This is a genomic window from Flavimobilis rhizosphaerae, from assembly GCF_014852685.1.
GTDB lineage: Bacteria > Actinomycetota > Actinomycetes > Actinomycetales > Cellulomonadaceae > Flavimobilis > Flavimobilis rhizosphaerae.
Map to the genome: position 1 here is coordinate 448,358 of NZ_JACZDF010000003.1, position 21,958 is coordinate 470,315.

Genomic DNA, 21,958 nt, shown 5'->3' on the forward strand with positions numbered 1-21,958 from the left:
TGTGGATGCTGAGATCGACGTGGAGAAGTTGTCGTCGTCGGACGTGCGGGACGGAAGTTCCGTCCTTCGCGGAGGTGAGTCAGGGGACGCCGACGACGTTCGCGACCGGGGTCGGCCCTTCCGCGGAGCCGACCTCTGTGCGCAGCGTGAGGGTGCCGACGAGACCCGCGATGATGAGGAGCTGGCCGACGAGCGCGACGAGTCCGAGCACGAGGCCGGCGACGCGGATGCCGTCGCGGCGTGTGCCAGCGCGTCTGGCGCGGCGGGCGAGGACGATCGCGGCGATGGCGGCGGGAAGCCCGATGAACGGGACGACGACGGCGAAGATCGCGAGGCCGAGGGCGAGGGCGGCGTCGCCGTCGCCGGGGAGGGGCGCGGGTGCGACGGGCGGCGTCACAGGCGCTGGGGCGTAGGCGGCGCTGCCTGGGGTGTCCTCGAGCAAGGCGGAGGCGACGTCGGCGGGCGTGCCGAGGCGCGTGAGGATCGCGGTGACGTCGTCGGTGGTCGGGGGGCGGCCGAGGTCGGCGAGGGCGTCGTCGACGTGCTCGCGAACGGAACCGAGGGCGTCGGCACGCTCGGCGGGCGGGAGAGCGGTGAGCATGCGGGCGAGGTCGTCGAGGTAGCGGTCGACGAGGTTGGAGGTGTCGTTCATGAGGGGCTCCCGGTGAGGGTGGAGTCGACGGCGTCGCGGAAGCGGGCCCAGACGGTCGTGAAGCGGTCGAGGGCGTCGTGCCCTGCGGGGGTGAGCGCGTAGTAGCGACGGGGAGGGCCGGCGGGGGACTCGCGCCAGCTCGTCGTGACGAGGTCCTGTTTCCGGAGGCGGGAGAGCAGCGGGTAGAGGGTGCCTTCGCTGGTGAGGAGCACGCCGTCGTGGCCGAGGCGCGCGGCGATGTCGAGGCCGTAGGCCTCGCCGTCGCGCAGGAGGGCGAGCACGCAGTGCTCGACGCTGCCGCGTCTGAGGTGTGCCAGGATCGCGTCGTCGCCGGGTACCATGCGACACACGATAGTAGGACGTGACAAGACCCCGCAAGGCCCTGCGCGCGGCTCAGCCCAGGAGGCGGTCGATCGCGAGCGCGAGGCCGTCCTCACGGTTCGACGCGGTCACCCACGCCGCCGCCGCCTTGACCGCGTCCGAGGCGTTCGCCATCGCCACCGCAGTCCCGACGTGCGCGAACATCCCCAGGTCGTTCGGCCCGTCCCCGACCGCCGCCATCGCCGCCGGCCCGACGCCGAGGTCCGCGGCGAGCTGCACGAGTCCGCTCGACTTGTCGACGCCCGACGCGACGATCTCCAGGTAGTGCTCCCCCGAGAGGAAGCCCTCGCACCCCTCCGGCAGGTTCGCCGCGATCCGCGGCACGAGCTCCGGGTCCCACGCGCACGGCGGCACCATGAGCTTGTGCGGCGCCCGCGCACCCGCGTCGACGAGCTGCGCGTCGCCGATGAACCCCGCCGGCTCGACGGCCGTCGCACGCGCCTCGAGCTCCCCGAGCTCGTCCCACCGCGACGGCAGCCAGGCCGCACCGTCGTACCAGTTCGCGACGTGCCCCGCCGCGACGACCGTCCGCACGATCTCCCGTGCGGCCTCGAGGTCGAGCCGAGTCTCGTGGAGCACGTCGAGCGAGCCGTCTGCGAGGAAGTGTCCGACGACGGCCCCCTGGAACGAGACGAAAGCACCCGCGAGCGGGTCGTCCGACGGGGACTCCGCGAACGGCGGCAGCCCGAGCTCGGCGACGATGTGCCGGAAGGCCTCAGGCCCGCGGGCGGAGGCGAGGACGACCGTGACGCCCGCGTCCGTCGCGCGCCGCACCGCCGTACGCACAGCGGGCGTGATGCGGTGGTCGGGCGTGAGGAGTGTGCCGTCGACGTCGGAGGCGATGAGACGGATACCTGAGGTCACAGGGTCCATCATCGCCCAGCAGGTACCGTCGTGGGCGTGACGGACCTCCTCAGCATCCTCGACCTGGCCCAGCTCCGTACGCGGACGGGCGTCAAGTGGCGGGCGTACGAGCCCGATGTCCTGCCCCTGTGGGTCGCGGAGATGGACGTGCCTGTCGCCGAGCCTGTTGTGCGCGCCGTGAGCGACCTCGTCGCCGCGGGCGACACCGGCTATCCGGCGTCGCCCGACGAGTACGTCGCGGCGTTCAGCGCGTTCGCCGCCGACCGCTGGGGCTGGCAGGTCGACGCGACGCTCGCGCGCGTCGTGCCGGACATCCTCGCGGGACTCGGTGCCGTCATCGAGGCGACGACGCCCCCGGGGGACACCGTCATCGTCCCGTCGCCCGTCTACGGGCCGTTCTTCCGCAACCCGCGACTCATCGGTCGCGTCGTCGAGCCCGTCGCGCTCACGGCCGGCGGCCGTCTCGACGTGCCCGCCCTCGAGGAGGCGTTCGCCGCGGCCGTCGCCGGTGGGCGGCGCGCGTCCGTCCTCCTCTCGAACCCGCACAACCCGACGGGCGTCGTCCACACGCGTGCCGAGCTCGAGGCGCTCGCCGCGGCGGCCGCCCGCCACGGCGTCGTCGTCATCTCCGACGAGGCGCACGCGCCGCTCGTCCACCCGGGCGCGACGTTCGTCCCGTACGTCGAGGTCGACCCGCGCGGCGTCTCGGTGCTCTCCGCCGCCAAGACGTGGAACCTCGCGGGCTTCAAGGCGGCCATCGTCGTCGCAGGGCCCGAGGCGCGCGCGATCGTCGACGCCTTCCCCGTGACCCTCTTCAACGGCGTCGGGCACGTGAGCCTCGTCGCGCAGACCGCAGCGTTCCGGGACGGCGGCCCGTGGCTCGACGAGCTCCTGCCGGCGCTGACGCGCTCGCGCGACCTCCTCGTCGACCTCGTCGCCGAGCACCTGCCGCTCGCGCGCATGCAGGTCCCCGAGTCGACCTACCTCGCGTGGGTGGACCTCTCCGCCTATGGCGCGGGCGACGATCCGGCCGCGCTGATCCTCGAGCGCGGCCGTGTCGCGCTGTCGCGCGGGACCGACTTCGGTCCCGGCGGCGAGGGGCACGCGCGGGTGAACTTCGCGACTCACCCTGAGATCCTCACGGAGGCCGTCCGCCGCATCGCGGCGGCGCTCGCGTAGCGGGTCCGGTACGCCGTCAGCCTGCCCGACGGGTCAGTCCGGCCGAACGTCCTCGAGAGCGACCTCGAACCACACCGTCTTCGGCGCGTCCTCGTCCGCCGACTCGATGACACCCCAGCGCGTCGAGAGCATGTCGACGAGGCCCACACCGCGACCGCCGCCCTGCGTGGGCGCGGGGCGGCGGATGACCGGAACCTCGCGCGCGCGGTCCGACACCTCGACGCGCGCCACGGCGTCCGTGATCTCGAGCCGCAGGTGGACCGGGGGAGACGCGTGAGCGACAGCGTTCGTCACGACCTCGCTGACGAGCAGCACGAGGACGTCGAGCAGGTGACCGTCCACACCGGCGGAGCGCAGGTGGCCGGCCGCCCATCTGCGCGCGGGGGCGACCGCGCCGAACTCGGGCGGGATCGCCAGTGCGTGCTTCATGGACGGATGCACCTCTTCCGCTCTCGACCGGGTTGCCTGTGCGCGTCCGGCCGCTCCGCAGAACGACCGTCAACGCTCTCAAGCGTCGTGCCCCGTGCGGGCGCGCGCAACCGGAACCGTGGGTGATGGAGCACTTCGTCGGCGACATCCTGCGGTCCTGGGCGCGTCGCGCGTGCGCCGACTCCCCCGGGACGATGTACGGTGACACGCGGAACGATGCTGATGCGCCTCGCGAGGGGCATGGCAAGATTCCCGACGATTGTCCACGGTCCCGCCATCCGGCAGGACTCTGAAGTCTGACGTCCCGACGCCTCGTCGCCGGGCCGTGACCCGATGAAGGGATATGTATGTCGCTCAACCGTTCCGACCTCGTCTCGGCCATCGCCGCCAAGGCTGACCTCACGAAGGCCGACGCCGACCGCGCTGTCGCCGCTCTCCAGGAGGTTCTCATCGAGTCCCTCGGCAAGGGCGAGGCTGTGAAGCTCACGGGCCTCCTCTCCGTCGAGCGTGTCGAGCGCGCCGCGCGTACGGGCCGCAACCCGCGCACGGGCGAGGAGATCTCGATCCCCGCCGGCTACGGAGTCAAGCTCTCCGCCGGTTCGCTGCTCAAGAAGGCCGTCCAGGGCTGACGCAGCGCCGCACTCTCGCACGACCCCGTCCCTGTTCGCAGGGGCGGGGTCGTGTCGTTCCTCGGGTGTGACGTGCGCCCGTGGTACCGCCCGAGATTTGACCGTCGTTCCGACGCGGCCGTAGCATGAGGCGAAATATGACCGCTCCCCGGGCCTTGGCTCGTCTTGACGGAGCCAGGTTTCACTCCGATCCAAAGGACGATCATGGCAGTTCCGAAGCGGAAGATGTCCCGCTCCAACACCCGTGCCCGCCGTTCGCAGTGGAAGGCCACCGCGACCGAGCTCGTCGAGGTTCGCGTCGACGGTCAGACCGTCCGCATCCCGCGCCGCCTCGTCAAGGGCGCGCAGCGCGGTCTCGTGAGCGTCGAGGGCTGAAACCCTCGTCTCACGACGTGAAACACCCGGAAGCCCCCCACCGCTGAGCGGTGGGGGGCTTCTGCATGCTCGCGCCGTGCGGGACCGTCGAACGGCGGGGCTAGAGGTCGCCCGAGCGCTGGAGGATACGCATCGCGACCGCACCGATGGGGATGCGCAGCCAGAACGTCATGACACGGAAGAGCATGACGGCCGTCGCGCCGACGGCCGGCAGGACCCCTGCCGTGAGCTGCAGACCGAGCGTCAGCGCGCCCTCGACGGCGCCGATACCGCCCGGCACGGGCACCGCCGCCCCCGCGGTGTTGCCGAGGAGGTAGATGACCGCGGAGTCGATGATCGCGACGTCGAGCCCGAACGCCTTGAGGGACGCCGCGAAAGCGAAGATGTACCCGAGTGACATGAGCGCGTTGCCCGCGAGCCCGATCATGATGCGCCGCGGAGACGAGAGAATCGTCGAGAGGCGCGGCCACGTCTGCGTGACGAGCGGCTCGATCTTCGTGCCCACCCAGCGCCGCACGCCCGGCACGAGGAACATGCTCGCGACGAGCGCCGCGACGATGCCGAGGGCGACGAGCACGGTCGCGGACGGCAGCTGGCGCAGCAGGCCACCGTCCCCGGTCGCGGCCGCAAGGATGACGAGAATGACGACGGTGACGACGATCTGCGCGACCTGAACGAGCCCGACAGACGCGGCCGCGAGGGTCCCCGACGTCCCGGCGCGCGTGAGCAGGCGGAGGTTGAGCGCGGCGGGGCCGATGCCAGCGGGTGCCGCGACCGACACGTAGGACGCGGCGACCTGCGTGAGCGTCGTCTTCCACAGGGAGAGGCGCGCGGGGGAGAACGCCATGAGGGCGAGGGCCGCGCCGAGCCAGGTGAGGCAGCCGATCGCGAACGCGGCGACCGCCCACCACGGGTTGGCCTGCGAGACCGCGTCGGCGATCTGGTCGAACTTGATCTTCGTGACGAGCACGGAGACGGCGACGATCGCGAGGACAGCGGTGACGACGGAGCGCGCTCCGAAGCGCACGAGGCGCAGCGGCTCGACGTTGGCCTCGGGGAGGCGGGCGACGATCTCGTCGCGCAGCCGGTCGAGGACGTCGCTCTTGGACCGGCGGATCTCCTCGCGCGTCGCCGTGGGCAGGGCGATCGTCTGGAGGAGGGGGCCGAGCGCCTCGATCTCGTCGTCAGGCACGAGGCCCGTGACGGAGGCGAGCGCGCGCTCGGGGCCGACCCGCAGCGCGAGCAGCGCGAGCATCTGCGTGAGGTCGACGCGGCGGGCCAGCTCGGTGCTCGCGATGTCGCCGTTCTCCCAACCGGTGAGCCACACCTCAGGCTGCCCGTCGGGGTCGTGGCCGACGAGCACGACGTCGGCGGTGAGGGAGCGGTGCGCGAGACCGGCGTCGTGGGCGCGCAGGAGCTGTCGCCAACACTCGGCGAGCGTCGCGTCGTCGAGGACGAGCTCGGGCACGTCCCGCAGCGGGAGCGAACCGTCGACGTGCTCCTGAACGAGGATCATCGAGTCGTCGGCCGCGGACACGCCGAGGAGCTCGGGCGTCCGCACCCCCGCGGCCTGCGCGGAGTACTGCAGGAGCGCGGCGCGCTCGGCGATCTGCCGCAGCGAGATCGCGGAGCGGCCCTCGATGCCGCGCATGCGCAACGACCGCCACGTGCGGGCGAGCATGCCGACGACCTGCCGCTCGCCGTCGAGCACGACGACGTCGAGGCGGTCGCGCTCGGCGGTCGTCATCGAGTAGATGCGGTGGTCGGAGGATCGCATGAGGGCGAGCGTCGCCTCGTCGAACGGCGAGGGCTCGGGCGTGCCGAGCGCGCTGCCGGACCACCAGGGTCCTGAGCGGCGCAGCGGGGCGGTGCCTTCGGGCGCGATGTCCTGGACGACGTCGTGCGGCCGGTCGGAGAGGTCACGGACTCGGACGAGCGCCGTCGGCTCGAACCCTGCGCGGCGCACGCCGTCGACGAGCGTCGGGCCGTGCGCGCGCTCCGACCTCACGCCCGAGACGTAGCGGACGGTGAGGCCTGCGACGCGGCCGACGAGCAGCATGAGGAGGACGCCCGCGAGCGACACCTGGCCGGTGATGAGGTAGATCGCGAGCGTGAACCACAGGAGGTTCCACGACCACGCGACGGAGCGCCGTCGGGTGCGGGGTCCCGCGCCGACGAGCAGGCCGACGATCGCGGCGACGTACGCGGGCAGCGAGAGCGTCGGCTGCCCGCCGACGCTGATGGTGAGGCCCGCGATGAGCGAGACGGCGCCGAACGTCGTCACGGCGGCGTACGTGAGGAGCGCGAGGAGCAGGCCGAGGCCTGCGGCGAGCAACGACTCGACGACCTGCCGGAGGTTGCGCCGCCACAGGAGCTCGCCGAGCACCATGAGGGGCGCGCCGAGCGTGACGATGCCCTCAAGGAGGACGACGGGCAGCGTGAGGATCTGCGCGAGGAGGCGGGAGAATCCCTGGACGTCCTGCTGGACGCCGACGGTCGTCGCGTGGGCGAAGATCGTCAGGAGGATGACGAGGGCGATGCCGAGGAGCGCGAGGACGATGCCGAGGGCGTCCTTGGGGCGTCGGACGCGGTTCGACGGGGCGTCGACGAGGCGGACGTGGCCTGGCTCGCCGGGGTCGGGGAGCCGGGGTCGGGCGAGGCGGGGGCCGCGGACGTACGTGCCGACCTCGTGGGTGCGGCTGGGGTGCGGGGCGTCGGGTGACGCGTCCGGGGTGGGCCCAGCGTCGGGCGCGTCGACGTGCGTGGGCGCGTCGGGAGTGCTCGGGCTGCTGGGCATGGCCCGAGTCTAGGGCCGCGGCCCGGCCGTCCCGAGGGTTTTGTCGGGTGTGGGGCCGAGGATCATCCCTGGGGCGTACGAGGTCGAGCCTGAAGGTGGAGCCGTGAGCCTCACATGACGCCGAGGGCTGCGAGGAGGCTCGCGGGTAGGAGCGCCCAGCCGACGAACGACACGATGTCGAGGACCGTGTGCGCGACGACGAGCGGCATGGTGCGCCGGCGTCCCCAGCGGGAGAGGTAGAAGAGGCAGAAGACGACGCCCATGACGACGTTGCCGAAGAACGGGCCGATGCCCTGGTAGAGGTGGTAGCTCCCCCGCAGGACGGATGACGCGACGATGATCGCGGGGACGGACCAGCGCATCTGCTCGAGCCGTGTCATGAGGTAGGCGACGACGATGACTTCCTCGAGGAGCGCGTTCTTGAGCGCGTGGAGGATGAGGACGGGGACGGTCCACCAGTAGGCGTCGAGGCCCGCGGGCTGCACCTGGACGGTGATGCCGATGGCGCGGCCGAGCGCGTAGAAGCCGAGGCCGGGCAGGCCGATCGCGGCGGCGAGGGCGATGCCCCAGCCGAGGTCACGCAGGGGGCGGGCGCGGTCGAGGCCGATCTGCTTGAGGACGGAGCGGCCCGGTTCGGACAGAAGGTAGAGCGCGAGGGCGACGGGGACGAGGGTGAAACCGATGCTGAGGAGCTGGTAGCCGAGGTCGACCCAGGGGCGTTCCGCGAGAGACGTGTTGATCGACGCGGCCTGGTCCCTGAGTGCGGTGTCGGCGCTGAGGCGTTCGAGGATGTTGGCGATCGCGTAGACGGCGGAGCGACCGAGGGAGAGGCCGAGGACGATCCAGATCTCGACGCCGAGGCGGAGGCGGGTGCTGCGATCGACGTCAGTGCTCATCGCCCCGTTATAGCAGTGGTGGCTGGGGAGGGGTTGCGCGCCCGTCGGATGCAGTGCAGAGTAGTTTGCACTGCAAACCTCAGGAGGGGCCATGACCGACGACACCCAGGACGACGCGACGCTCGACGCCGCCGCCTCGCTCGCACTCATCGACGCCCAGCGCGCGACCGTCGTGCAACGCGCCGAGCCCTCGCCCACCTACCTCTTCGCCGTGTGGGGCCTCGCCTGGGTCGTCGGCTACACCGTCATGGGCTGGGGCAGCCGCACCCACGACGGCCCGCCCGGGGCCGTCGCCGGCACGGCCTTCGCCGTGCTGCTCGTCGGCGCCGGCGTCGCGACCGGGATCCACATCGCCCGCCGCTCGGGCGGCGTCCGCGGCCCCTCGGCCCGCGCCGGAGCGATGTTCGGCTGGTCCTGGTTCATCGCGTTCGCCGCTGTCAACCTCGTCATGGCCGGCCTCACGCAGGCAGGCGCCAACGACACCGTCGTCGCCCTCGGCTGGAACGCCCTCTCCGCGCTCGTCGTCGGCATGCTCTACCTCGCCGGAGGCGCCGTCTGGCAGGAGCTCACCATGTACCTGCTCGGCGCCTGGATCGTCCTCGTCGGCGGCGCCGCGACCCTCGCGGGCGTCCCCGGCGTCTACACCGTCATGGCCGCAGCGGGCGGCGGAGGCATGCTGCTCGCCGCGCTCGTCACCTTCGCGCTCGCACGTCGCCGTCGGGCGCAGGCATGAGCGTCGGCGAGCTCGACCCCGTCATCCACGCACCCGCCCGGCTCCGCGTCGTCGCAACCCTCGCGACGCTCGGCCCCGGCGACGAGATGACCTTCCCCCGCCTGCAGAAACTCCTCGACATGACCGGCGGCAACCTCTCCACCCACCTCCGCAAGCTCGAGGACGCCGAGTACGTCGCCGTCACCAAGACCCACGAGGGTCGCAAGCCCGTCACCTACCTCGCGCTCACCCCCGCCGGGCGGCGCGCCTTCGAGATCTACACCGAGACCCTCCGCCAGATCGTCCGAGGAGCCACCCCATGACCAGCGCAGTCACCGTCACCGGCGTCACCCGACGCTTCGGACCCGTCGTCGCGCTCGACGACGTCTCCCTCGAGGTCCCCGCGGGCCAGCTCGTCGGCGTGCTCGGCCCCAACGGGGCCGGCAAGTCCACCCTGCTCTCCCTCGTCTCCGGACGGCGACGCCCCGACGCCGGGACCGTCCTCCTCGAGGGCCGCGACCCGCGCGACCCCGTCGCCCGCCAGGGCCTCGGCCTCACCCCGCAGGAGACCGGGCTGCCGCCGACGCTGCGCGTCGGTGAGGTCGTCGACTTCGTCGGCGCCCACTTCGCCGACCCCGTCCCGACGGCCTCGCTGCTCGCCGACTTCGACCTCGCCGACCTCGCCCGACGCCAGACCGGCTCGCTGTCCGGCGGGCAGAAGCGCCGCCTCGCCGTCGCTCTCGCGCTCGTCGGCCGCCCCCGCGTCCTCCTCCTCGACGAGCCCACGACCGGCCTCGACGTCGACGCCCGCCACGCACTGTGGGACGCCGTCCGGGGCTACCACCGCTCCGGCGGGACCGTGCTGCTCACGAGCCACTACCTCGAGGAGGTGCAGGCCCTCGCCGAGCGCGTCGTCGTCATCGACCGCGGCGTCGTCGTCGGCGACGACTCCCTCGCGGGGATCCTCGCGCGCGTCGACGTCCAACGCGTCACGATGACGTCGGACGACGACGTCGACGAGCTCGACGGCGTCGTGAGCGCCGAGCGCGACGGCGACCGCCGCACGGTCCTCACGCGCGACGCCGACGCCTACGTGCGCACGCTCGTCCGCTCCGGCCTGCGCTTCCACGGCCTCGAGGTCCGCGGCGCGACCCTCGAGGAAGCGTTCGCGCACGTCGTCGCAGCCCCAGCCACCACCCCGGAAGGAACCCGACGATGACCGCCACCACCCCCGGGGCGCTCCGCCTCGTCGCCGTCCACACGAAGTTCCAGCTGCTCGAGACGATCCGCATCCCTGCGGCCGTCATCGGCAACACCGTCTTCCCCGCCCTCGCTCTCTTCTTCTTCGTCGTGCCGCAGGCGGACGTCGCCGGCAACAGGCTGTGGGCGACGACGGCCGTCGCGAGCCTCGCGTTCTTCTCCGTGTGCTCAGCGAGCATGTTCACGCACGGGCTTGGCGTCGCCGAGGACCGCGAGTCACCCTTCGACCCGTTCGTGCGCTCCCTGCCGGCGGGACCCGTGCCGCGGTTCGTCGGGCGGATCCTCGTCGGGCTCGTCATGGCACTGTTCGGCATGGTGCCGCTGCTGCTCGTCGCGGCGTTCTTCACGGAGGCGGGCGTGCCTGCGCCGCAGCTGCTCGCGGGCGTCGGGATGCTGCTCGTCGGTGCCGTGCCGTTCATCCTCCTCGGCATCGGGCTCGGGTACGCGCTCACCGCGAAGGCGGCGATCGCGATCGTCCAGGTGATCCTCTTCCCGCTCGCGTTCGCGGGTGGGCTCTTCATGCCGCCGCAGCTCTTCCCGGCGTGGATGGACACGGTGTCGCTTGCGACGCCGACGCGTGCGGGCCGGGACCTGCTCGTCGACGCGCTCGGCGTCGAGGCAGCGCACGGCTCGTCGTGGCTCGTGCTGCTCGGCTGGACGGTGGCGTTCGGCGTCCTCGCGATCTGGGCGTACCGCCGCGACGAGGGCCGCCGCTTCCGCTGAGCCTGCTCCGGGAGCAACAGTTCGGGCCCGTGCACACAGATCGTGTGCACGGGCCCGAACTGACGCGGCGGGGAAGGGGTCTAGGACGCCGTGCGGAGGCGGAGGCTGTTCGTCACGACGATGACAGAGCTCGCCGCCATCGCCGCTCCCGCGATCATCGGGTTGAGCAGGCCGAGCGCCGCGAGCGGGATCGCCGCGACGTTGTACGCGAACGCCCAGAAGAGGTTCTGCTTGATGATCGCGAGCGTCCGGCGCGAGATCCGCACGGCCGCCGCGGCCGCACGCAGGTCACCGCGCACGAGCGTGACGTCGGACGCCTGGATCGCCGCGTCCGTGCCCGTGCCCATCGCCATGCCGAGACCCTGCGTGCCAGCCTGGGCGAGCGCCGCGGCGTCGTTGACGCCGTCGCCGACGACCGCGACGACCCGCCCCTCGGCCTGGAGTCGCTTGACGACGTCGACCTTGCCGTCAGGCAGGACGCCCGCGACGACGTCGGCGGGATCGATGCCGACCGCAGCCGCGACCTCGCGGGCCGCGCCCGCGTTGTCGCCCGTGACGAGGTAGGGCCGCAGCCCGAGGTCGCGGAGCTCGGCGATCGCCTCGCGCGAGGTGGGCTTCACGGGGTCGCGGAGGACGACGACGCCGCGGGCGGAACCGTCCCACGCGACGACGACCGCGGTGGCGCCGGACTCCTCGGCGTCGCGCACAGCAGTGGCCGCGCGGGCGTCGGCGGCACCTGTCTGCTCCGCGACCCACCCGGGCTTGCCGACGAGGACGCGGCGCGAGAGGTGCGGCCCCGAGTGCGCGGTGCGCACGGTGCCGGTCACACCGCCGCCCGCGGTCGTCGTGAAGTCGAGCGTCTGGAGGGACCCGACGACGACGCCGTCGGCGCCGACCTTCGGCGCAGCGCCGACGGCGCCCGGCGTGGCGCCTGCGGCGACGGGCTCGTCGTCGACGGACGGCGTTGCGGCCCGGACGATCGCCTTGGCGACGGGATGCTCGGAGCCTGCCTCGACGGCGGCGGCGTACGCGAGGATCTCGCGCACGGGCACGGTGTCGTCGAGGGCGACGACGTGGTCGACGGCCATGGCGCCTGCGGTGACGGTTCCGGTCTTGTCGAGGACGACGGTGTCGATGCGGCGCGTCGACTCGAGGGTCTCGGGGCCCTTGATGACGATGCCGAGCTGGGCGGCGCGCCCGGTGCCGACGAGGAGGGCAGTGGGGGTGGCGAGCCCGAGGGCGCAGGGGCACGCGATGATGAGGACGGCGACGGCGGCGGTGAAGGCGGCCTGGACGTTGGCAGCGTCGGTCCCGCCGATGACGAGCCACGCGATGAGCGTGAGCAGCGAGATGACGAGGACGACGGGCACGAAGACGGCGGAGATGCGGTCAGCGAGCCGCTGGACGGGTGCCTTGCCGGTCTGCGCCTCGGCGACGAGCCTGCCGATCTGGGCGAGGGTCGTCTCCTCGCCGACGCGGGTCGCGCGGACGACGAGGTGGCCGTCGGTGTTGAGGGTGGCGCCCGTGACGGCGTCGCCCGCGGTGACGTCGACGGGGACGGGCTCGCCCGTGAGGAGGGACGTGTCGATCGCAGCGGTTCCGCTGACGACGACGCCGTCGGTGGCGACCTTGCCGCCCGGGCGGACGACGAACTCGTCGCCGACCTGGAGCTGCGCGGCGGGGATCTCGCGCTCGGTGACGGTGCCGTCGGCGTCGGTGACGCGGAGGGTCGCGGTCGTGGCGCCGAGCTCGAGGAGAGTGCGGAGGGCGTCGCCGGCGCGTCGCCGTGAGCGGTGCTCGGTGTAGCGGCCTGCGAGGAGGAAGACGGTGACGACGACGGCGACCTCGAGGTAGAGCTCGGGCATGCCGGTGTGGTTGCCTGCGCGTGGTAGGAAGGTCATCTCCATGCGCATGCCGATCTCGCCGGCGCCGCCGAGGAGGAGGGCCCAGAGGGACCAGCCGGTCGCGGCGATGACGCCGAGGGAGACGAGGGTGTCCATGGTGGACGAGCCGTGGCGGCCGGCGCGGAACGCGGCGGTGTGGAACGGCCAGGCGCCCCAGGTGACGACGGGCAGGGAGAGTGCGGTGACGAGCCACTGCCAGCCGTCGAACTGCGTGGCGGGGATCATCGAGAGGACGACGACGGGCAGCGCGAGGATGGCGGAGACGCGGAGCCGGCGCAGGAGGTCGGTGCCGCGGTCGGGTGTGGGGGCGGAGGTGTCGTGGTCGCCGTGCGCGTCGTCGGCGGTGCCGGTCGGGGCGGGCGCGACACCGTGGGCGTCGGCCGACGCTGGGGCGTCGGGCGACGCTGGGGCGTCGGGCTGGGGAGCGTCGGGCTGGGGAGCGGTGGCGGGCGCCTGCGGCGCCGTCGTGCGGGTGACGGACGCGGTGTACCCGGCGGCCTCGACCGCCGCGACGAGCGCGGCAGCGTCGACGGCCTCGCCGTCGACGGGCTCGATGGTGACGTGCGCGGACTCGAGGGGGAGGTTCACGGTTGCGCTGACGCCGGGCAGTTTGGCGAGCTTCTTCTCGACGCGGGCGACGCACGACGCGCAGGTCATGCCGCCGACGGCGAGGTCGATGACGACGGGGTCGGGGGCGGCGGGCATGCCGAGGCCGGTGGTGGTGCTCATGGTGGTGTCTCCTCGTGTCAGCGGAGCAGGCGAGCGATGGCGTCCGTGGCTTCGGCGACCTTGGCGGCGCCGGCCTCGTCGGACTGCTTGGCGGCATCGACGACGCAGTGGCCGAGGTGGTCGCCGACGAGGCCGACGCTCACCGCGTGGAGCGCCTTCGTCACGGCTGCGACCTGGGTGAGGATGTCGATGCAGTAGGTGTCGTTCTCGACCATGCGGGCGATGCCACGGACCTGGCCCTCGATGCGGGCGAGGCGCTTGAGGTAGGCGTCCTTGTCCTGGACGTAGCCGTGGGTGGTGGTGCCGTGCGTGTGCTCCATACCGTCGACTATACCCCCAAGGGGTACCCGCGTACACCCCATGGGGGTATCAGTTCGCCGGAGATGGTTGCCGCGAACCTAGGTGTGATGTCCAGGGACGTTGTTCTGGCCCCCGCCCGTAATGACACCGTGCCGATTCAAGAAGTATCTGTCCAGACCGCTTGCCATTGAAGGCATGTTAGAGTTTGGGGCATGTCGAGTCCCGAATCAGACAGGTCAGGGGTTGTCGGTCACACCGCCAGCCCCTTGAACCACTAGTTACGACGCCCACGATCTGTGTGGGCGTATGTCTGGCGTACCCGGGGCGCTGGCCGTGGTGACAAGAAGAACCATTTCTTGATCTCACACCTCGGAGTACTCGATGCCTTTTGCCCTCTACATGCTTGCCCTGGCGGTCTTCGTCATGGGCACTTCAGAATTCATGCTCGCGGGATTGCTCCCCGCGATCGCGACCGAACTTGACGTCTCGGTCGGCACTGCGGGCCTGCTGACCTCCGCATTCGCAGTCGGTCTGGTCGTCGGCGCGCCAGTGATGGCGGCATTCGCTCGCCGTTGGCCACCGCGGCTCACATTGATCGTTTGCCTTCTCGTGTTCGCGGGAAGCCACGTCATCGGAGCGATGACACCAGTGTTCTCTCTCCTGCTCATCACCCGGGTGCTCAGCGCTCTCGCAAACGCAGGACTCCTCGCCGTAGCACTGAGCACGGCCACTACCCTCGTGCCAGCGAACCAGAAGGGGCGTGCACTGTCGATCCTGCTCTCCGGCACGACGATCGCAACCGTCGTGGGCGTCCCCGCCGGGGCACTGCTCGGCACAGCGCTGGGCTGGCGAACGACGTTCTGGGCGATCGCCATCCTCTGTATTCCCGCGGCCGTTGGAGTCATTCGTGGCGTCACGAACAATGTTGGTCGGAGCGAGACTAGCGCGACCTCACCAAGGCTCCGTGTCGAGCTCAGCCAGTTGGCGACGCCGCGGCTCATCCTGGCCATGGTACTCGGAGCGCTGATCAACGGAGGGACCTTTGCGGCATTCACCTTCCTGGCACCCATCGTGACCGAGACCGCGGGCTTGGCCGAAGCGTGGGTGTCCGTCGCGCTGGTGATGTTCGGCATCGGATCGTTCCTTGGCGTCACGATCGCAGGACGACTATCAGATCAACGACCTGGCCTCGTGCTCGCAGTCGGCGGACCGCTATTGCTGACAGGCTGGATCGTGTTGGCAGTGGTCGCATCTCATCCCGTCGCGCTTATCGTCCTCGTCCTCGTTCAGGGATTCCTGTCGTTCGGCGTCGGCAGTACTCTGATCACGCGTGTGCTGTATGCAGCATCGGGTGCGCCAACGATGGGCGGTTCGTACGCAACCGCAGCATTGAATATCGGAGCTGCAGCGGGGCCCGTGCTTGGTGCGCTCGGGCTCGCGACCGGGCTGGGGCTGCTCGCGCCGGTTTGGGTCGCTTCGGTGCTGACAGCGATCGCTCTCGTCATCATGCTTCTCACCAGACGCGCGCTTACGAAGACCGCGGCGGAGGCCAATTGATGACCCATCCGAACGCTCTTCTCACTCCTCGTGCCCGTCTCCGGTTAGCCCGGCTGATTGTCGAAGACGGCTATCCGGCCACGATCGCCGCAAAGATGTTCATGGTCTCCCCGATCACTGCCCGGAAATGGGCAGGCCGCTACCGGGAAGAGGGTGAGTTTGGGATGCAGGATCGCTCCAGCAAGCCGCACCGGATCCCAGGCAGGACGCCCGAGCATGTCAAGAAGAAGATCATCAACCTGCGCTGGCGGCTTCGACTGGGGCCAGCCCAGATCGCTGCGCGACTTGGTCTCTCGACGTCGACTGTTCACGCGGTCCTCGTCCGTTGCCGCGTGAACCGCCTCTCGCATATCGATCGTGTCACTGGCGAGCCATTGCGGCGATATGAGCATCCTCATCCGGGATCGTTGATTCATGTCGATGTCACGAAGTTCGGCAACATCCCCGACGGCGGTGGACATCGTTACGTAGGTCGGCAGCAAGGCGCACGGAACAAGCTCGCGACTCCGGGATTACCACGAGGAAAAGATCACAAGCCGCGCACCGGGACGGCGTTCGTTCACACAGTCATCGATGACCACTCCCGCGTCGCATACGCAGAAATCTGGTCGGATGAGCAGGCGAGCACAGCGGTGGGAGTTCTCGAACGCGCCGTGGCCTGGTTCGCCGAACGAGGCGTGACCGTCGAGCGAGTCCTATCCGACAACGGGTCGGCATACAGATCCCACGCATGGAGGGACTTCTGCGCTCGGCTCGGCATCCGACACAAGCGGACACGCCCCTACCGGCCGCAGACGAACGGGAAGATCGAGCGATTCCACCGCACGCTCGGGGACGGCTGGGCCTATGCCAGGTTTTACGGTTCAGAGGCCGAACGACGCCTGGCGCTGCCCGGCTGGCTCCACTTCTACAACCACCACCGACACCACTCTGCGATTGGCGGCGTACCCTTCGACCGACTCAACAACGTCCCTGGACATCACACCTAGGCACGGGGGACGACCGGAGCGGCACCGCGCACGTCCCGCACCAGCGCGAGGAGTCACGATCGCCGCACCGCGGCGCGCCGATCCCGCCACCACGACACCTGTCCGCACCGTGCTCGCCCTCGTCGACGTCACCGCACCCTGCGCGTCGGCCGGGGCACGCGCCGCCGGGTGATCTTCCCGGTTGTCTTGTGAAACCCCTCACTTTCGTAAATGTTGCGGTTGAGTAACGATCCCACTTCCTGCATCGATGCAGGTCAGGCGGCTAACTGGGCAATGAAATAGTCAAGATTAGGCCAGATACTGCGCCCCGCAGGTCGAGAATCAATCTCGGGTAGGGCAAGGTTGACGAGGACCGGCCGACGACGGCGCAGGGCCGCGGCCACCGCCGCACCGGACTCGACCTCACGGCCGCAGCCACCGCCCCGCCATCTCGCACGCCCGACGATCACTCCGGGCAGGTCCACGAGAGCAGGGCCACCGCCCCGCTCCGAACGGCAAGCGTACGAAGGTGGCGAGCTCCCACACCCATGACAGCGATCCGCGTCGAGAACGTCTACAAGGTCTTCGGTCGACGACCGCAGGAGGCCGTGCGCAAGCTGCGCGCCGGCGCCACACGTGACGAGGTCAAGTCGCTCGGCACCGCCGCCGTCATCGACACGTCCTTCGAGGTCGCCGACGGCGAGATCTTCGTCGTCATGGGCCTGTCCGGCTCCGGCAAGTCCACCCTCATCCGCATGCTCAACGGACTGTGGCGCCCCACCTCCGGCCGCGTCCTCCTCGGCGACGACGACCTCGCCACCGTGAGCGCCTCCCGCCTGCGCGCCCTGCGCCGCACGACCGTCTCCATGGTCTTCCAGCACTTCGCGCTCCTCCCTCACCGCACCGTGCTCGACAACGCCGCCTACCCCCTCGAGATCCAGGGCGTCGGCAAGGAGGAGCGCCGTGAGCGCGCCCGCGCCGCACTCGAGCTCACCGGCCTCGGCGGCTGGGAGGACTCCCTGCCCGGCCAGCTCTCGGGCGGCATGCGCCAGCGCGTCGGCCTCGCCCGCGCCCTCACTGCCGACACCGACATCCTCCTCATGGACGAGGCCTTCTCTGCCCTCGACCCCCTCATCCGCCGCGAGATGCAGGAACAGCTCGTCGAGATCCAGCAGAAGCTCGGCAAGACCATCGTCTTCATCACCCACGACCTCAACGAAGCCATGTACCTCGGCGACCGCATCGCCGTCATGCGCTCCGGCCGCATCGTGCAGATCGGCACGGCCGAGGAGATCCTCACCGCGCCCGCGGATGACTACGTCGCCCAGTTCGTCGCCGACGTCGACCGCACGCGCGTCCTCACCGCGTCCTCCGTGATGCTCCGCCCCGGCGTCGTCCTTCCCGCCGCAGCGGGCCCGCGCCGTGCCGCCCGCGCGATGCGCGAGGCCCAGGCCGCTGCGGCGTTCGTCGTCGACCGCGACCGTGTCCTGCTCGGCTTCGTCCGTGACTCCGACGTCGTCGACGCCGCCCGCGCCGGCATCCCGCGCCTCGACGGTCTCGTCCAGACGGACGTCGCCACCGTCGACGAGGACACCCCGCTGTCCGAGATCTTCGCGCCCTCCGCCGAGTCCCTCGTGCCCGTCGCCGTCACCGACGACCACGGCCGCCTCCTCGGCGTCGTCCCCCGCGTCACCCTCCTCGAGGCCATGGTGCCCCCGGAGATCGACCTCCCCGACGACACCCCCGCCGACGGCCCCGTCGAGACCGTCGTCGGGGCAGGTGCGACGACCGTCAACGGCAACGGCGTGCCCGACGGCTACGAACCCCTGCCACCCGACGACGGCGTGCCCGGGCTCGCCCCCGACGAGCTGCCCGCCGCCCGCACCGCCGCCTCCGCCGCCGAGGTCGCCGCCGCGGCCGAGTTCGACGCCACCACTGAAGGAGGCACCCGATGAACGACACCCTCGTGCCCCGCCTGCCGCTCGGCGACGTCGTCGCCGACATCGTCGACGTCGTCACAAAGTCTGGCAAGGATGTCTTCGCCGCCGTCAAGACTGGTTTTCTCGCGGCCTACGAGCCGCTCGAGATTCTCTTCACGACGCCACCGGCCTGGACGATCATCCTCGTCATCGCGGCCCTCGCATGGTGGGTCAAGGGCTGGCGTCTCGGCGTCGGCTCCGCTGCCGGGCTCGTGCTCGTGGCGGCCGTCGACCAGTGGGACAACGCCATGGCGACCCTCGCACTCGTCGTGCTCGCGAGCGTCGTCGCCATCATCCTCGCGGTGCCCCTCGGCATCTGGGCCGCGCGCTCCGACCGCGTCTCCGCGGTCGTGAGGCCCGTCCTCGACCTCATGCAGACGATGCCGGCGTTCGTCTACCTCATCCCCACCGTCGTCGTGTTCCTCACCGGCGTCGTCCCGGGGCTCGTCGCGACCATCATCTTCGCGCTCGCCCCCGGCGTCCGCTTCACCGAGCTCGGCATCCGGCAGGTCGACCCCGAGGTCGTCGAGGCAGGTCATGCGTTCGGCGCGACCGAGGGGCGCATCCTGCGCCAGATCCAGCTGCCGCTCGCGCTCCCGACGATCATGGCGGGCGTCAACCAGGTCATCATGCTCTCCCTGTCGATGGTCGTCATCGCAGGCCTCACGGGCGCGCCCGGCCTCGGCCGTGACGTCGTCGCCGCGCTCACGCGCGTCAACGTCTCCCTCGGCGTCGAGGCTGGCCTGTCCGTCGTCATCCTCGCGATGATCCTCGACCGCGTGACGGCGGCGCTCGCCGACCGAGCGCCCGTCGCTCGGGCGCTCGCCCGCTCCTGACACCTTTCTCCCAGCACATCACACCGACCCTGGGCGCCACAGGCGCCCACGAGAGGAATGCATGAACCGCATGTCCCGCACCACCCGTCCCGCACTCGCTGCGCTCGCAGCGCTCAGCCTCGGCCTGACCCTCAGCGCGTGCGCCTCCGACGATGCTGATGCACCGAGCTCGGCAGGCACCACGCCCAGCAAGAACGTGAGCATCGGCATCCACTCCGGCTGGGACGAGGGCATCGCCGTCTCCCACCTCTTCAAGGTGATGCTCGAGGACGACGGCTACACGGTGACGACGGAGACCGCCGACCCGGGCATCGTCTACACGGGTCTCGCAGGCGGCGGCTACGACCTCAACTTCGACATGTGGCTGCCGATCACGCACGCCGACTACCTCGAGAAGTACGGCGACGACCTCGAGCAGCTCGGTGTCTGGTACGACGATGCTCGCCTGACGATCGCGGTCAACGAGGACGCTCCCATCACGTCGCTCGAGGAGCTCGCGGGCGCGGCCGACGCGTTCGACAACCGTCTTGTCGGCATCGAGGCGGGGGCCGGCCTCACGCGGATCACGCAGGACGAGGCGATCCCCGCGTACGGCCTCGAGGACATGGAGTTCGTCATCTCCTCGACGCCGGCCATGCTGGCGGAGCTCAAGAGCCGCACGTCGGCCGGCGAGAACGTCGTCGTGACGCTGTGGCGTCCGCACTGGGCCTACGACGAGTTCCCCGTGCGCGACCTCGAGGACCCGCAGGGTGTCATGGGTGAGGCGGAGGAGATCCACACCGTGGGCCGCAAGGGCTTCGCTGCTGAGCAGCCGGAGATTGCCGCGCTCATCAAGGCCTTCGAACTGTCCGACGACCAGCTGACGTCGCTCGAGAACATCATGTTCAACGAGGACGAGGGCAAGGACCCGGACGCGTCGGTCCGTACGTGGCTCGAGGCGAACCCGACGTTCGTCGACGACCTCAGGACGAAGGCGGGTCTCGCCTCCTGACCCGCTGAGCGACCCTCTGCCGGTCCTGCCCTCCACGGCTGACCCGCAGTGTTCCGATAGCCGATCCGTGCACGTGAGTCGTACGGATCGGCTATCGCACATTCCGCCTGACGGAGCCCGGCCGCTCGATAGCAGATCCGTGCACCATGCGTGTGCGGATCCGCTATCGAGCGCCGTCGCGTCACGCGGCGACGCCTAGGATCGTGAGTCGTGACCTCCTCCGCCGCCCCGGCAGCCCCATCCGTCGGCGCGGTGCGCCTCGCGCTCCTGGTGCACTTCGGGCTCTTCGGTGTCGTCGGCTCCCAGTGGCTTGCCCGCCTCCCGTCCGTGCGCGCGACGCTCGGCCTCGACGCGCTCGAGCTCGGCGGCCTCCTGACGATCGGCGGCCTCGGCACGCTCGTCTCCGTCCTCATGACGGGCGGCCTCGTGACCCGCTACGGCGGGCGACGCATCCTCGCCGCCGGCACCCTCACGAGCGCCCTCGGTTTCGGGCTCCTGGCCGCAGGCCTCGCGACGTCCTCCGTGGTCCTCCTCGTCGGTGGCCTCGTCGTCAACGGCATCAGCGGCGCCTTCATCAACATCCCCATCAACATCGCCGGCGCGGCCGTCGAACGTCGCCTCGGTCGCACGGTCCTGCCGCACTTCCACGCGACCTTCTCCGTCGGCGCCGCCCTCGGCACGCTCATCGCGGCTGGCTTCTCATGGGGGCACGTCGCCGTCGAGGCCCAGCTCGTCATCGTCCTCGCGGCCGCGACGCTCCTCCGGGTCGTCACGCTCCGCACGGCCACGGCCGTGACGGAATCGCTGCCCGACGATGCTGTGCCCGACGACGCCTCCGCGACCGCCGACACCGTGCGTGCCGCGGCCGGGGCACCTGCGGTCGACGACGTCGTCACGGCAGCTGTCGCGGACGGGAACGACGACGCGCGTCGCTCGACGGCGACTCCTGCCCGCGGCCGCGCCCGCGCGCCGCGCGGGCTCCGCGCCGCCGTCGGCGCGTGGACCGAGCCGCGCACCCTCCTGCTCGGCCTCGTCCTGCTCGCGTCCTCGATGTCCGAGGGGTCCGCGGGAACGTGGCTGTCGATCGCGGTGACCGACGGGTTCGCGACCCGCGAGGCGATCGGTGCGGTCGCCTACGGCACGTTCGTCGCGTCGATGACCCTCGTGCGCTTCCTCGGGACGGGCCTCGTCGACCGCTTTGGGCGCGTGACGGTCGTCCGCGCGTCGGGCATCTCTGCGTTCGTCGGTCTCGCGGTGTTCGCGCTCGCGCCGAGCCTCGCGACGGCGTGGATCGGCATCGTCCTGTGGGGCGTGGGAGCGGCGCTCGTCAACCCCGTGACGATCGCGGCGGCGTCCGACGAGCCGCTGCACGCGGCTGCGCGCGTCTCCGTCGTCACGTCGTTCTCGACGATCGCGATGCTCACCGCGCCGCCCGTGCTGGGGGCGCTCGTCGACGGGCTCGGTGCGCGGCATGCGCTCGGACTCATCACGCTCGCGACGGTCCTGTCGATGTCGCTCGCGGGACAGCTCCGGCCGCGGGAGCCGGGCGATCCCGCGGCCGACGGCCTCGCGCGATAGCCGATCCGTACGTGTCAGGTGTGCGGATCGACGATCCGCCGCGGCCTTCGGATGCGGGGCGCCGAGCCCCGACGCTCGATAGCTGATCCACACACGTCAGGTGCACCGATCCGCTATCCGCCACCCACCCAAGCACCCACCCAAGCACCCACCCACGCGGGTGTGACTCGATAGCCGATCCGACCTCGTGTTGCGCACGGATCGGCTATCGAACCGTTG

Annotated in this window: 22 protein-coding genes; 14 read left to right on the top strand and 8 right to left on the bottom strand. The window is 71.1% G+C overall.

Annotated elements, in window-relative coordinates; genetic code table 11:
- Nucleotides 1-79: 79 nt before the first annotated feature.
- The 3 genes from IGS67_RS08330 to IGS67_RS08340 are packed head-to-tail and all read right to left on the bottom strand — an operon-like array spanning nucleotide 80 to nucleotide 1,897.
- Nucleotides 80-652: an HAAS signaling domain-containing protein gene (locus tag IGS67_RS08330; protein WP_192279541.1), complete on the bottom strand. Its 573-nt coding sequence runs from the start codon at nucleotides 650-652 to the stop codon at nucleotides 80-82.
- On the bottom strand, nucleotides 649-993 hold the full coding sequence (locus IGS67_RS08335) for a PadR family transcriptional regulator (RefSeq protein WP_192279543.1): 345 nt from the start codon (nucleotides 991-993) through the stop codon (nucleotides 649-651). Before IGS67_RS08335 ends, IGS67_RS08330 begins: the two co-directional genes overlap by 4 nt.
- Nucleotides 994-1,045: 52 nt before the next feature.
- Nucleotides 1,046-1,897 carry an HAD-IIB family hydrolase gene (locus IGS67_RS08340; RefSeq protein WP_192279545.1) on the bottom strand — a complete coding sequence of 284 codons (852 nt, stop codon included), beginning with the start codon at nucleotides 1,895-1,897 and terminating at the stop codon, nucleotides 1,046-1,048.
- Nucleotides 1,898-1,933: 36 nt separating this feature from the next.
- Between IGS67_RS08340 and IGS67_RS08345 the strand changes: the two genes are divergently transcribed.
- A complete protein-coding gene (locus IGS67_RS08345; protein WP_328742088.1) occupies nucleotides 1,934-3,076 on the top strand; it encodes a MalY/PatB family protein in 1,143 nt (380 codons plus the stop codon).
- A 33-nt stretch (nucleotides 3,077-3,109) separates the two neighbouring features.
- Here the strand turns inward: IGS67_RS08345 and IGS67_RS08350 are convergent, their stop codons facing one another.
- Entirely contained in the window at nucleotides 3,110-3,505 is a 396-nt protein-coding gene (locus IGS67_RS08350) for an ATP-binding protein (protein WP_192279548.1), read from the bottom strand.
- Between the two features lie 347 nt (nucleotides 3,506-3,852).
- Here IGS67_RS08350 and IGS67_RS08355 point away from each other — a divergent pair, with 347 nt between their 5' ends.
- Both IGS67_RS08355 and rpmF read left to right on the top strand, forming a co-directional pair.
- Nucleotides 3,853-4,134 (top strand): HU family DNA-binding protein, encoded by a 282-nt coding sequence (locus tag IGS67_RS08355; RefSeq protein WP_102509853.1) that lies wholly within the window; start codon nucleotides 3,853-3,855, stop codon nucleotides 4,132-4,134.
- Nucleotides 4,135-4,338: 204 nt separating this feature from the next.
- A complete protein-coding gene (gene rpmF, locus IGS67_RS08360) occupies nucleotides 4,339-4,509 on the top strand; it encodes a 50S ribosomal protein L32 (RefSeq protein ID WP_102509854.1) in 171 nt (56 codons plus the stop codon).
- 100 nt (nucleotides 4,510-4,609) lie between these two features.
- Here the strand turns inward: rpmF and IGS67_RS08365 are convergent, their stop codons facing one another.
- Nucleotides 4,610-7,306, bottom strand: coding sequence for a lysylphosphatidylglycerol synthase domain-containing protein (locus IGS67_RS08365; protein WP_192279550.1), 2,697 nt, complete (start codon nucleotides 7,304-7,306; stop codon nucleotides 4,610-4,612).
- Between the two features lie 110 nt (nucleotides 7,307-7,416).
- Nucleotides 7,417-8,202 carry a CPBP family intramembrane glutamic endopeptidase gene (locus IGS67_RS08370; RefSeq protein ID WP_192279552.1) on the bottom strand — a complete coding sequence of 262 codons (786 nt, stop codon included), beginning with the start codon at nucleotides 8,200-8,202 and terminating at the stop codon, nucleotides 7,417-7,419.
- A gap of 91 nt (nucleotides 8,203-8,293) precedes the next feature.
- Between IGS67_RS08370 and IGS67_RS08375 the strand changes: the two genes are divergently transcribed.
- The 4 genes from IGS67_RS08375 to IGS67_RS08390 are packed head-to-tail and all read left to right on the top strand — an operon-like array spanning nucleotide 8,294 to nucleotide 10,897.
- The gene (locus IGS67_RS08375) at nucleotides 8,294-8,935 is read left to right on the top strand and encodes a hypothetical protein (protein WP_192279554.1); all 642 of its coding nucleotides are present in this window, start codon (nucleotides 8,294-8,296) and stop codon (nucleotides 8,933-8,935) included.
- Complete coding sequence (locus IGS67_RS08380) at nucleotides 8,932-9,237, top strand: transcriptional regulator (protein ID WP_192279556.1); 306 nt, start codon at nucleotides 8,932-8,934, stop codon at nucleotides 9,235-9,237. Before IGS67_RS08375 ends, IGS67_RS08380 begins: the two co-directional genes overlap by 4 nt.
- Nucleotides 9,234-10,133: an ABC transporter ATP-binding protein gene (locus tag IGS67_RS08385; protein WP_192279558.1), complete on the top strand. Its 900-nt coding sequence runs from the start codon at nucleotides 9,234-9,236 to the stop codon at nucleotides 10,131-10,133. The genes IGS67_RS08380 and IGS67_RS08385 overlap by 4 nt, the downstream gene beginning before the upstream one ends.
- The gene (locus tag IGS67_RS08390; protein ID WP_192279560.1) at nucleotides 10,130-10,897 is read left to right on the top strand and encodes an ABC transporter permease; all 768 of its coding nucleotides are present in this window, start codon (nucleotides 10,130-10,132) and stop codon (nucleotides 10,895-10,897) included. The genes IGS67_RS08385 and IGS67_RS08390 overlap by 4 nt, the downstream gene beginning before the upstream one ends.
- Nucleotides 10,898-10,977: 80 nt before the next feature.
- Here IGS67_RS08390 and IGS67_RS08395 read toward each other — a convergent pair whose 3' ends face one another.
- The gene (locus IGS67_RS08395; protein WP_235977985.1) at nucleotides 10,978-13,530 is read right to left on the bottom strand and encodes a heavy metal translocating P-type ATPase; all 2,553 of its coding nucleotides are present in this window, start codon (nucleotides 13,528-13,530) and stop codon (nucleotides 10,978-10,980) included.
- A gap of 17 nt (nucleotides 13,531-13,547) precedes the next feature.
- Nucleotides 13,548-13,850 (bottom strand): metal-sensitive transcriptional regulator, encoded by a 303-nt coding sequence (locus IGS67_RS08400; RefSeq protein WP_102509863.1) that lies wholly within the window; start codon nucleotides 13,848-13,850, stop codon nucleotides 13,548-13,550.
- 286 nt (nucleotides 13,851-14,136) lie between these two features.
- Here IGS67_RS08400 and IGS67_RS14510 point away from each other — a divergent pair, with 286 nt between their 5' ends.
- From IGS67_RS14510 to IGS67_RS08435, 7 genes are all read left to right on the top strand, one after another.
- Complete coding sequence (locus tag IGS67_RS14510; protein WP_011113070.1) at nucleotides 14,137-14,190, top strand: chloramphenicol resistance leader peptide; 54 nt, start codon at nucleotides 14,137-14,139, stop codon at nucleotides 14,188-14,190.
- A 21-nt stretch (nucleotides 14,191-14,211) separates the two neighbouring features.
- Complete coding sequence (cmx, locus tag IGS67_RS08410) at nucleotides 14,212-15,387, top strand: chloramphenicol efflux MFS transporter Cmx (RefSeq protein ID WP_192279562.1); 1,176 nt, start codon at nucleotides 14,212-14,214, stop codon at nucleotides 15,385-15,387.
- The gene (locus IGS67_RS08415; protein ID WP_011113072.1) at nucleotides 15,387-16,376 is read left to right on the top strand and encodes an IS481-like element IS5564 family transposase; all 990 of its coding nucleotides are present in this window, start codon (nucleotides 15,387-15,389) and stop codon (nucleotides 16,374-16,376) included. The genes cmx and IGS67_RS08415 overlap by 1 nt, the downstream gene beginning before the upstream one ends.
- Nucleotides 16,377-16,903: 527 nt before the next feature.
- The gene (locus IGS67_RS08420; RefSeq protein ID WP_192279564.1) at nucleotides 16,904-18,310 is read left to right on the top strand and encodes a quaternary amine ABC transporter ATP-binding protein; all 1,407 of its coding nucleotides are present in this window, start codon (nucleotides 16,904-16,906) and stop codon (nucleotides 18,308-18,310) included.
- The gene (locus tag IGS67_RS08425; RefSeq protein ID WP_192279566.1) at nucleotides 18,307-19,170 is read left to right on the top strand and encodes an ABC transporter permease; all 864 of its coding nucleotides are present in this window, start codon (nucleotides 18,307-18,309) and stop codon (nucleotides 19,168-19,170) included. The genes IGS67_RS08420 and IGS67_RS08425 overlap by 4 nt, the downstream gene beginning before the upstream one ends.
- A 70-nt stretch (nucleotides 19,171-19,240) precedes the next feature.
- Entirely contained in the window at nucleotides 19,241-20,161 is a 921-nt protein-coding gene (locus IGS67_RS08430) for a glycine betaine ABC transporter substrate-binding protein (protein ID WP_192279568.1), read from the top strand.
- Between the two features lie 210 nt (nucleotides 20,162-20,371).
- Entirely contained in the window at nucleotides 20,372-21,739 is a 1,368-nt protein-coding gene (locus IGS67_RS08435) for an MFS transporter (protein ID WP_192279570.1), read from the top strand.
- The last annotated feature ends 219 nt before the right edge of the window (nucleotides 21,740-21,958 follow it).

Excerpts from the sequence above, each read along its gene's own strand:
- IGS67_RS08400 (WP_102509863.1), bottom strand. The coding sequence starts at position 13,850 with ATGGAGCACACGCACGGCACCACCACCCACGGCTACGTCCAGGACAAG.
- IGS67_RS08335 (WP_192279543.1), bottom strand. The coding sequence starts at position 993 with ATGGTACCCGGCGACGACGCGATCCTGGCACACCTCAGACGCGGCAGC.
- IGS67_RS08420 (WP_192279564.1), top strand. The coding sequence starts at position 16,904 with ATGACAGCGATCCGCGTCGAGAACGTCTACAAGGTCTTCGGTCGACGA.
- IGS67_RS08425 (WP_192279566.1), top strand. The coding sequence starts at position 18,307 with ATGAACGACACCCTCGTGCCCCGCCTGCCGCTCGGCGACGTCGTCGCC.
- IGS67_RS08350 (WP_192279548.1), bottom strand. The coding sequence starts at position 3,505 with ATGAAGCACGCACTGGCGATCCCGCCCGAGTTCGGCGCGGTCGCCCCC.
- IGS67_RS08370 (WP_192279552.1), bottom strand. The coding sequence starts at position 8,202 with ATGAGCACTGACGTCGATCGCAGCACCCGCCTCCGCCTCGGCGTCGAG.
- IGS67_RS08415 (WP_011113072.1), top strand. The coding sequence starts at position 15,387 with ATGACCCATCCGAACGCTCTTCTCACTCCTCGTGCCCGTCTCCGGTTA.
- rpmF (WP_102509854.1), top strand. The coding sequence starts at position 4,339 with ATGGCAGTTCCGAAGCGGAAGATGTCCCGCTCCAACACCCGTGCCCGC.
- IGS67_RS08365 (WP_192279550.1), bottom strand. The coding sequence starts at position 7,306 with ATGCCCAGCAGCCCGAGCACTCCCGACGCGCCCACGCACGTCGACGCG.
- IGS67_RS08355 (WP_102509853.1), top strand. The coding sequence starts at position 3,853 with ATGTCGCTCAACCGTTCCGACCTCGTCTCGGCCATCGCCGCCAAGGCT.
- IGS67_RS08430 (WP_192279568.1), top strand. The coding sequence starts at position 19,241 with ATGTCCCGCACCACCCGTCCCGCACTCGCTGCGCTCGCAGCGCTCAGC.
- IGS67_RS08380 (WP_192279556.1), top strand. The coding sequence starts at position 8,932 with ATGAGCGTCGGCGAGCTCGACCCCGTCATCCACGCACCCGCCCGGCTC.
- IGS67_RS08395 (WP_235977985.1), bottom strand. The coding sequence starts at position 13,530 with ATGAGCACCACCACCGGCCTCGGCATGCCCGCCGCCCCCGACCCCGTC.
- IGS67_RS08385 (WP_192279558.1), top strand. The coding sequence starts at position 9,234 with ATGACCAGCGCAGTCACCGTCACCGGCGTCACCCGACGCTTCGGACCC.
- IGS67_RS08390 (WP_192279560.1), top strand. The coding sequence starts at position 10,130 with ATGACCGCCACCACCCCCGGGGCGCTCCGCCTCGTCGCCGTCCACACG.
- cmx (WP_192279562.1), top strand. The coding sequence starts at position 14,212 with ATGCCTTTTGCCCTCTACATGCTTGCCCTGGCGGTCTTCGTCATGGGC.
- IGS67_RS08330 (WP_192279541.1), bottom strand. The coding sequence starts at position 652 with ATGAACGACACCTCCAACCTCGTCGACCGCTACCTCGACGACCTCGCC.
- IGS67_RS08375 (WP_192279554.1), top strand. The coding sequence starts at position 8,294 with ATGACCGACGACACCCAGGACGACGCGACGCTCGACGCCGCCGCCTCG.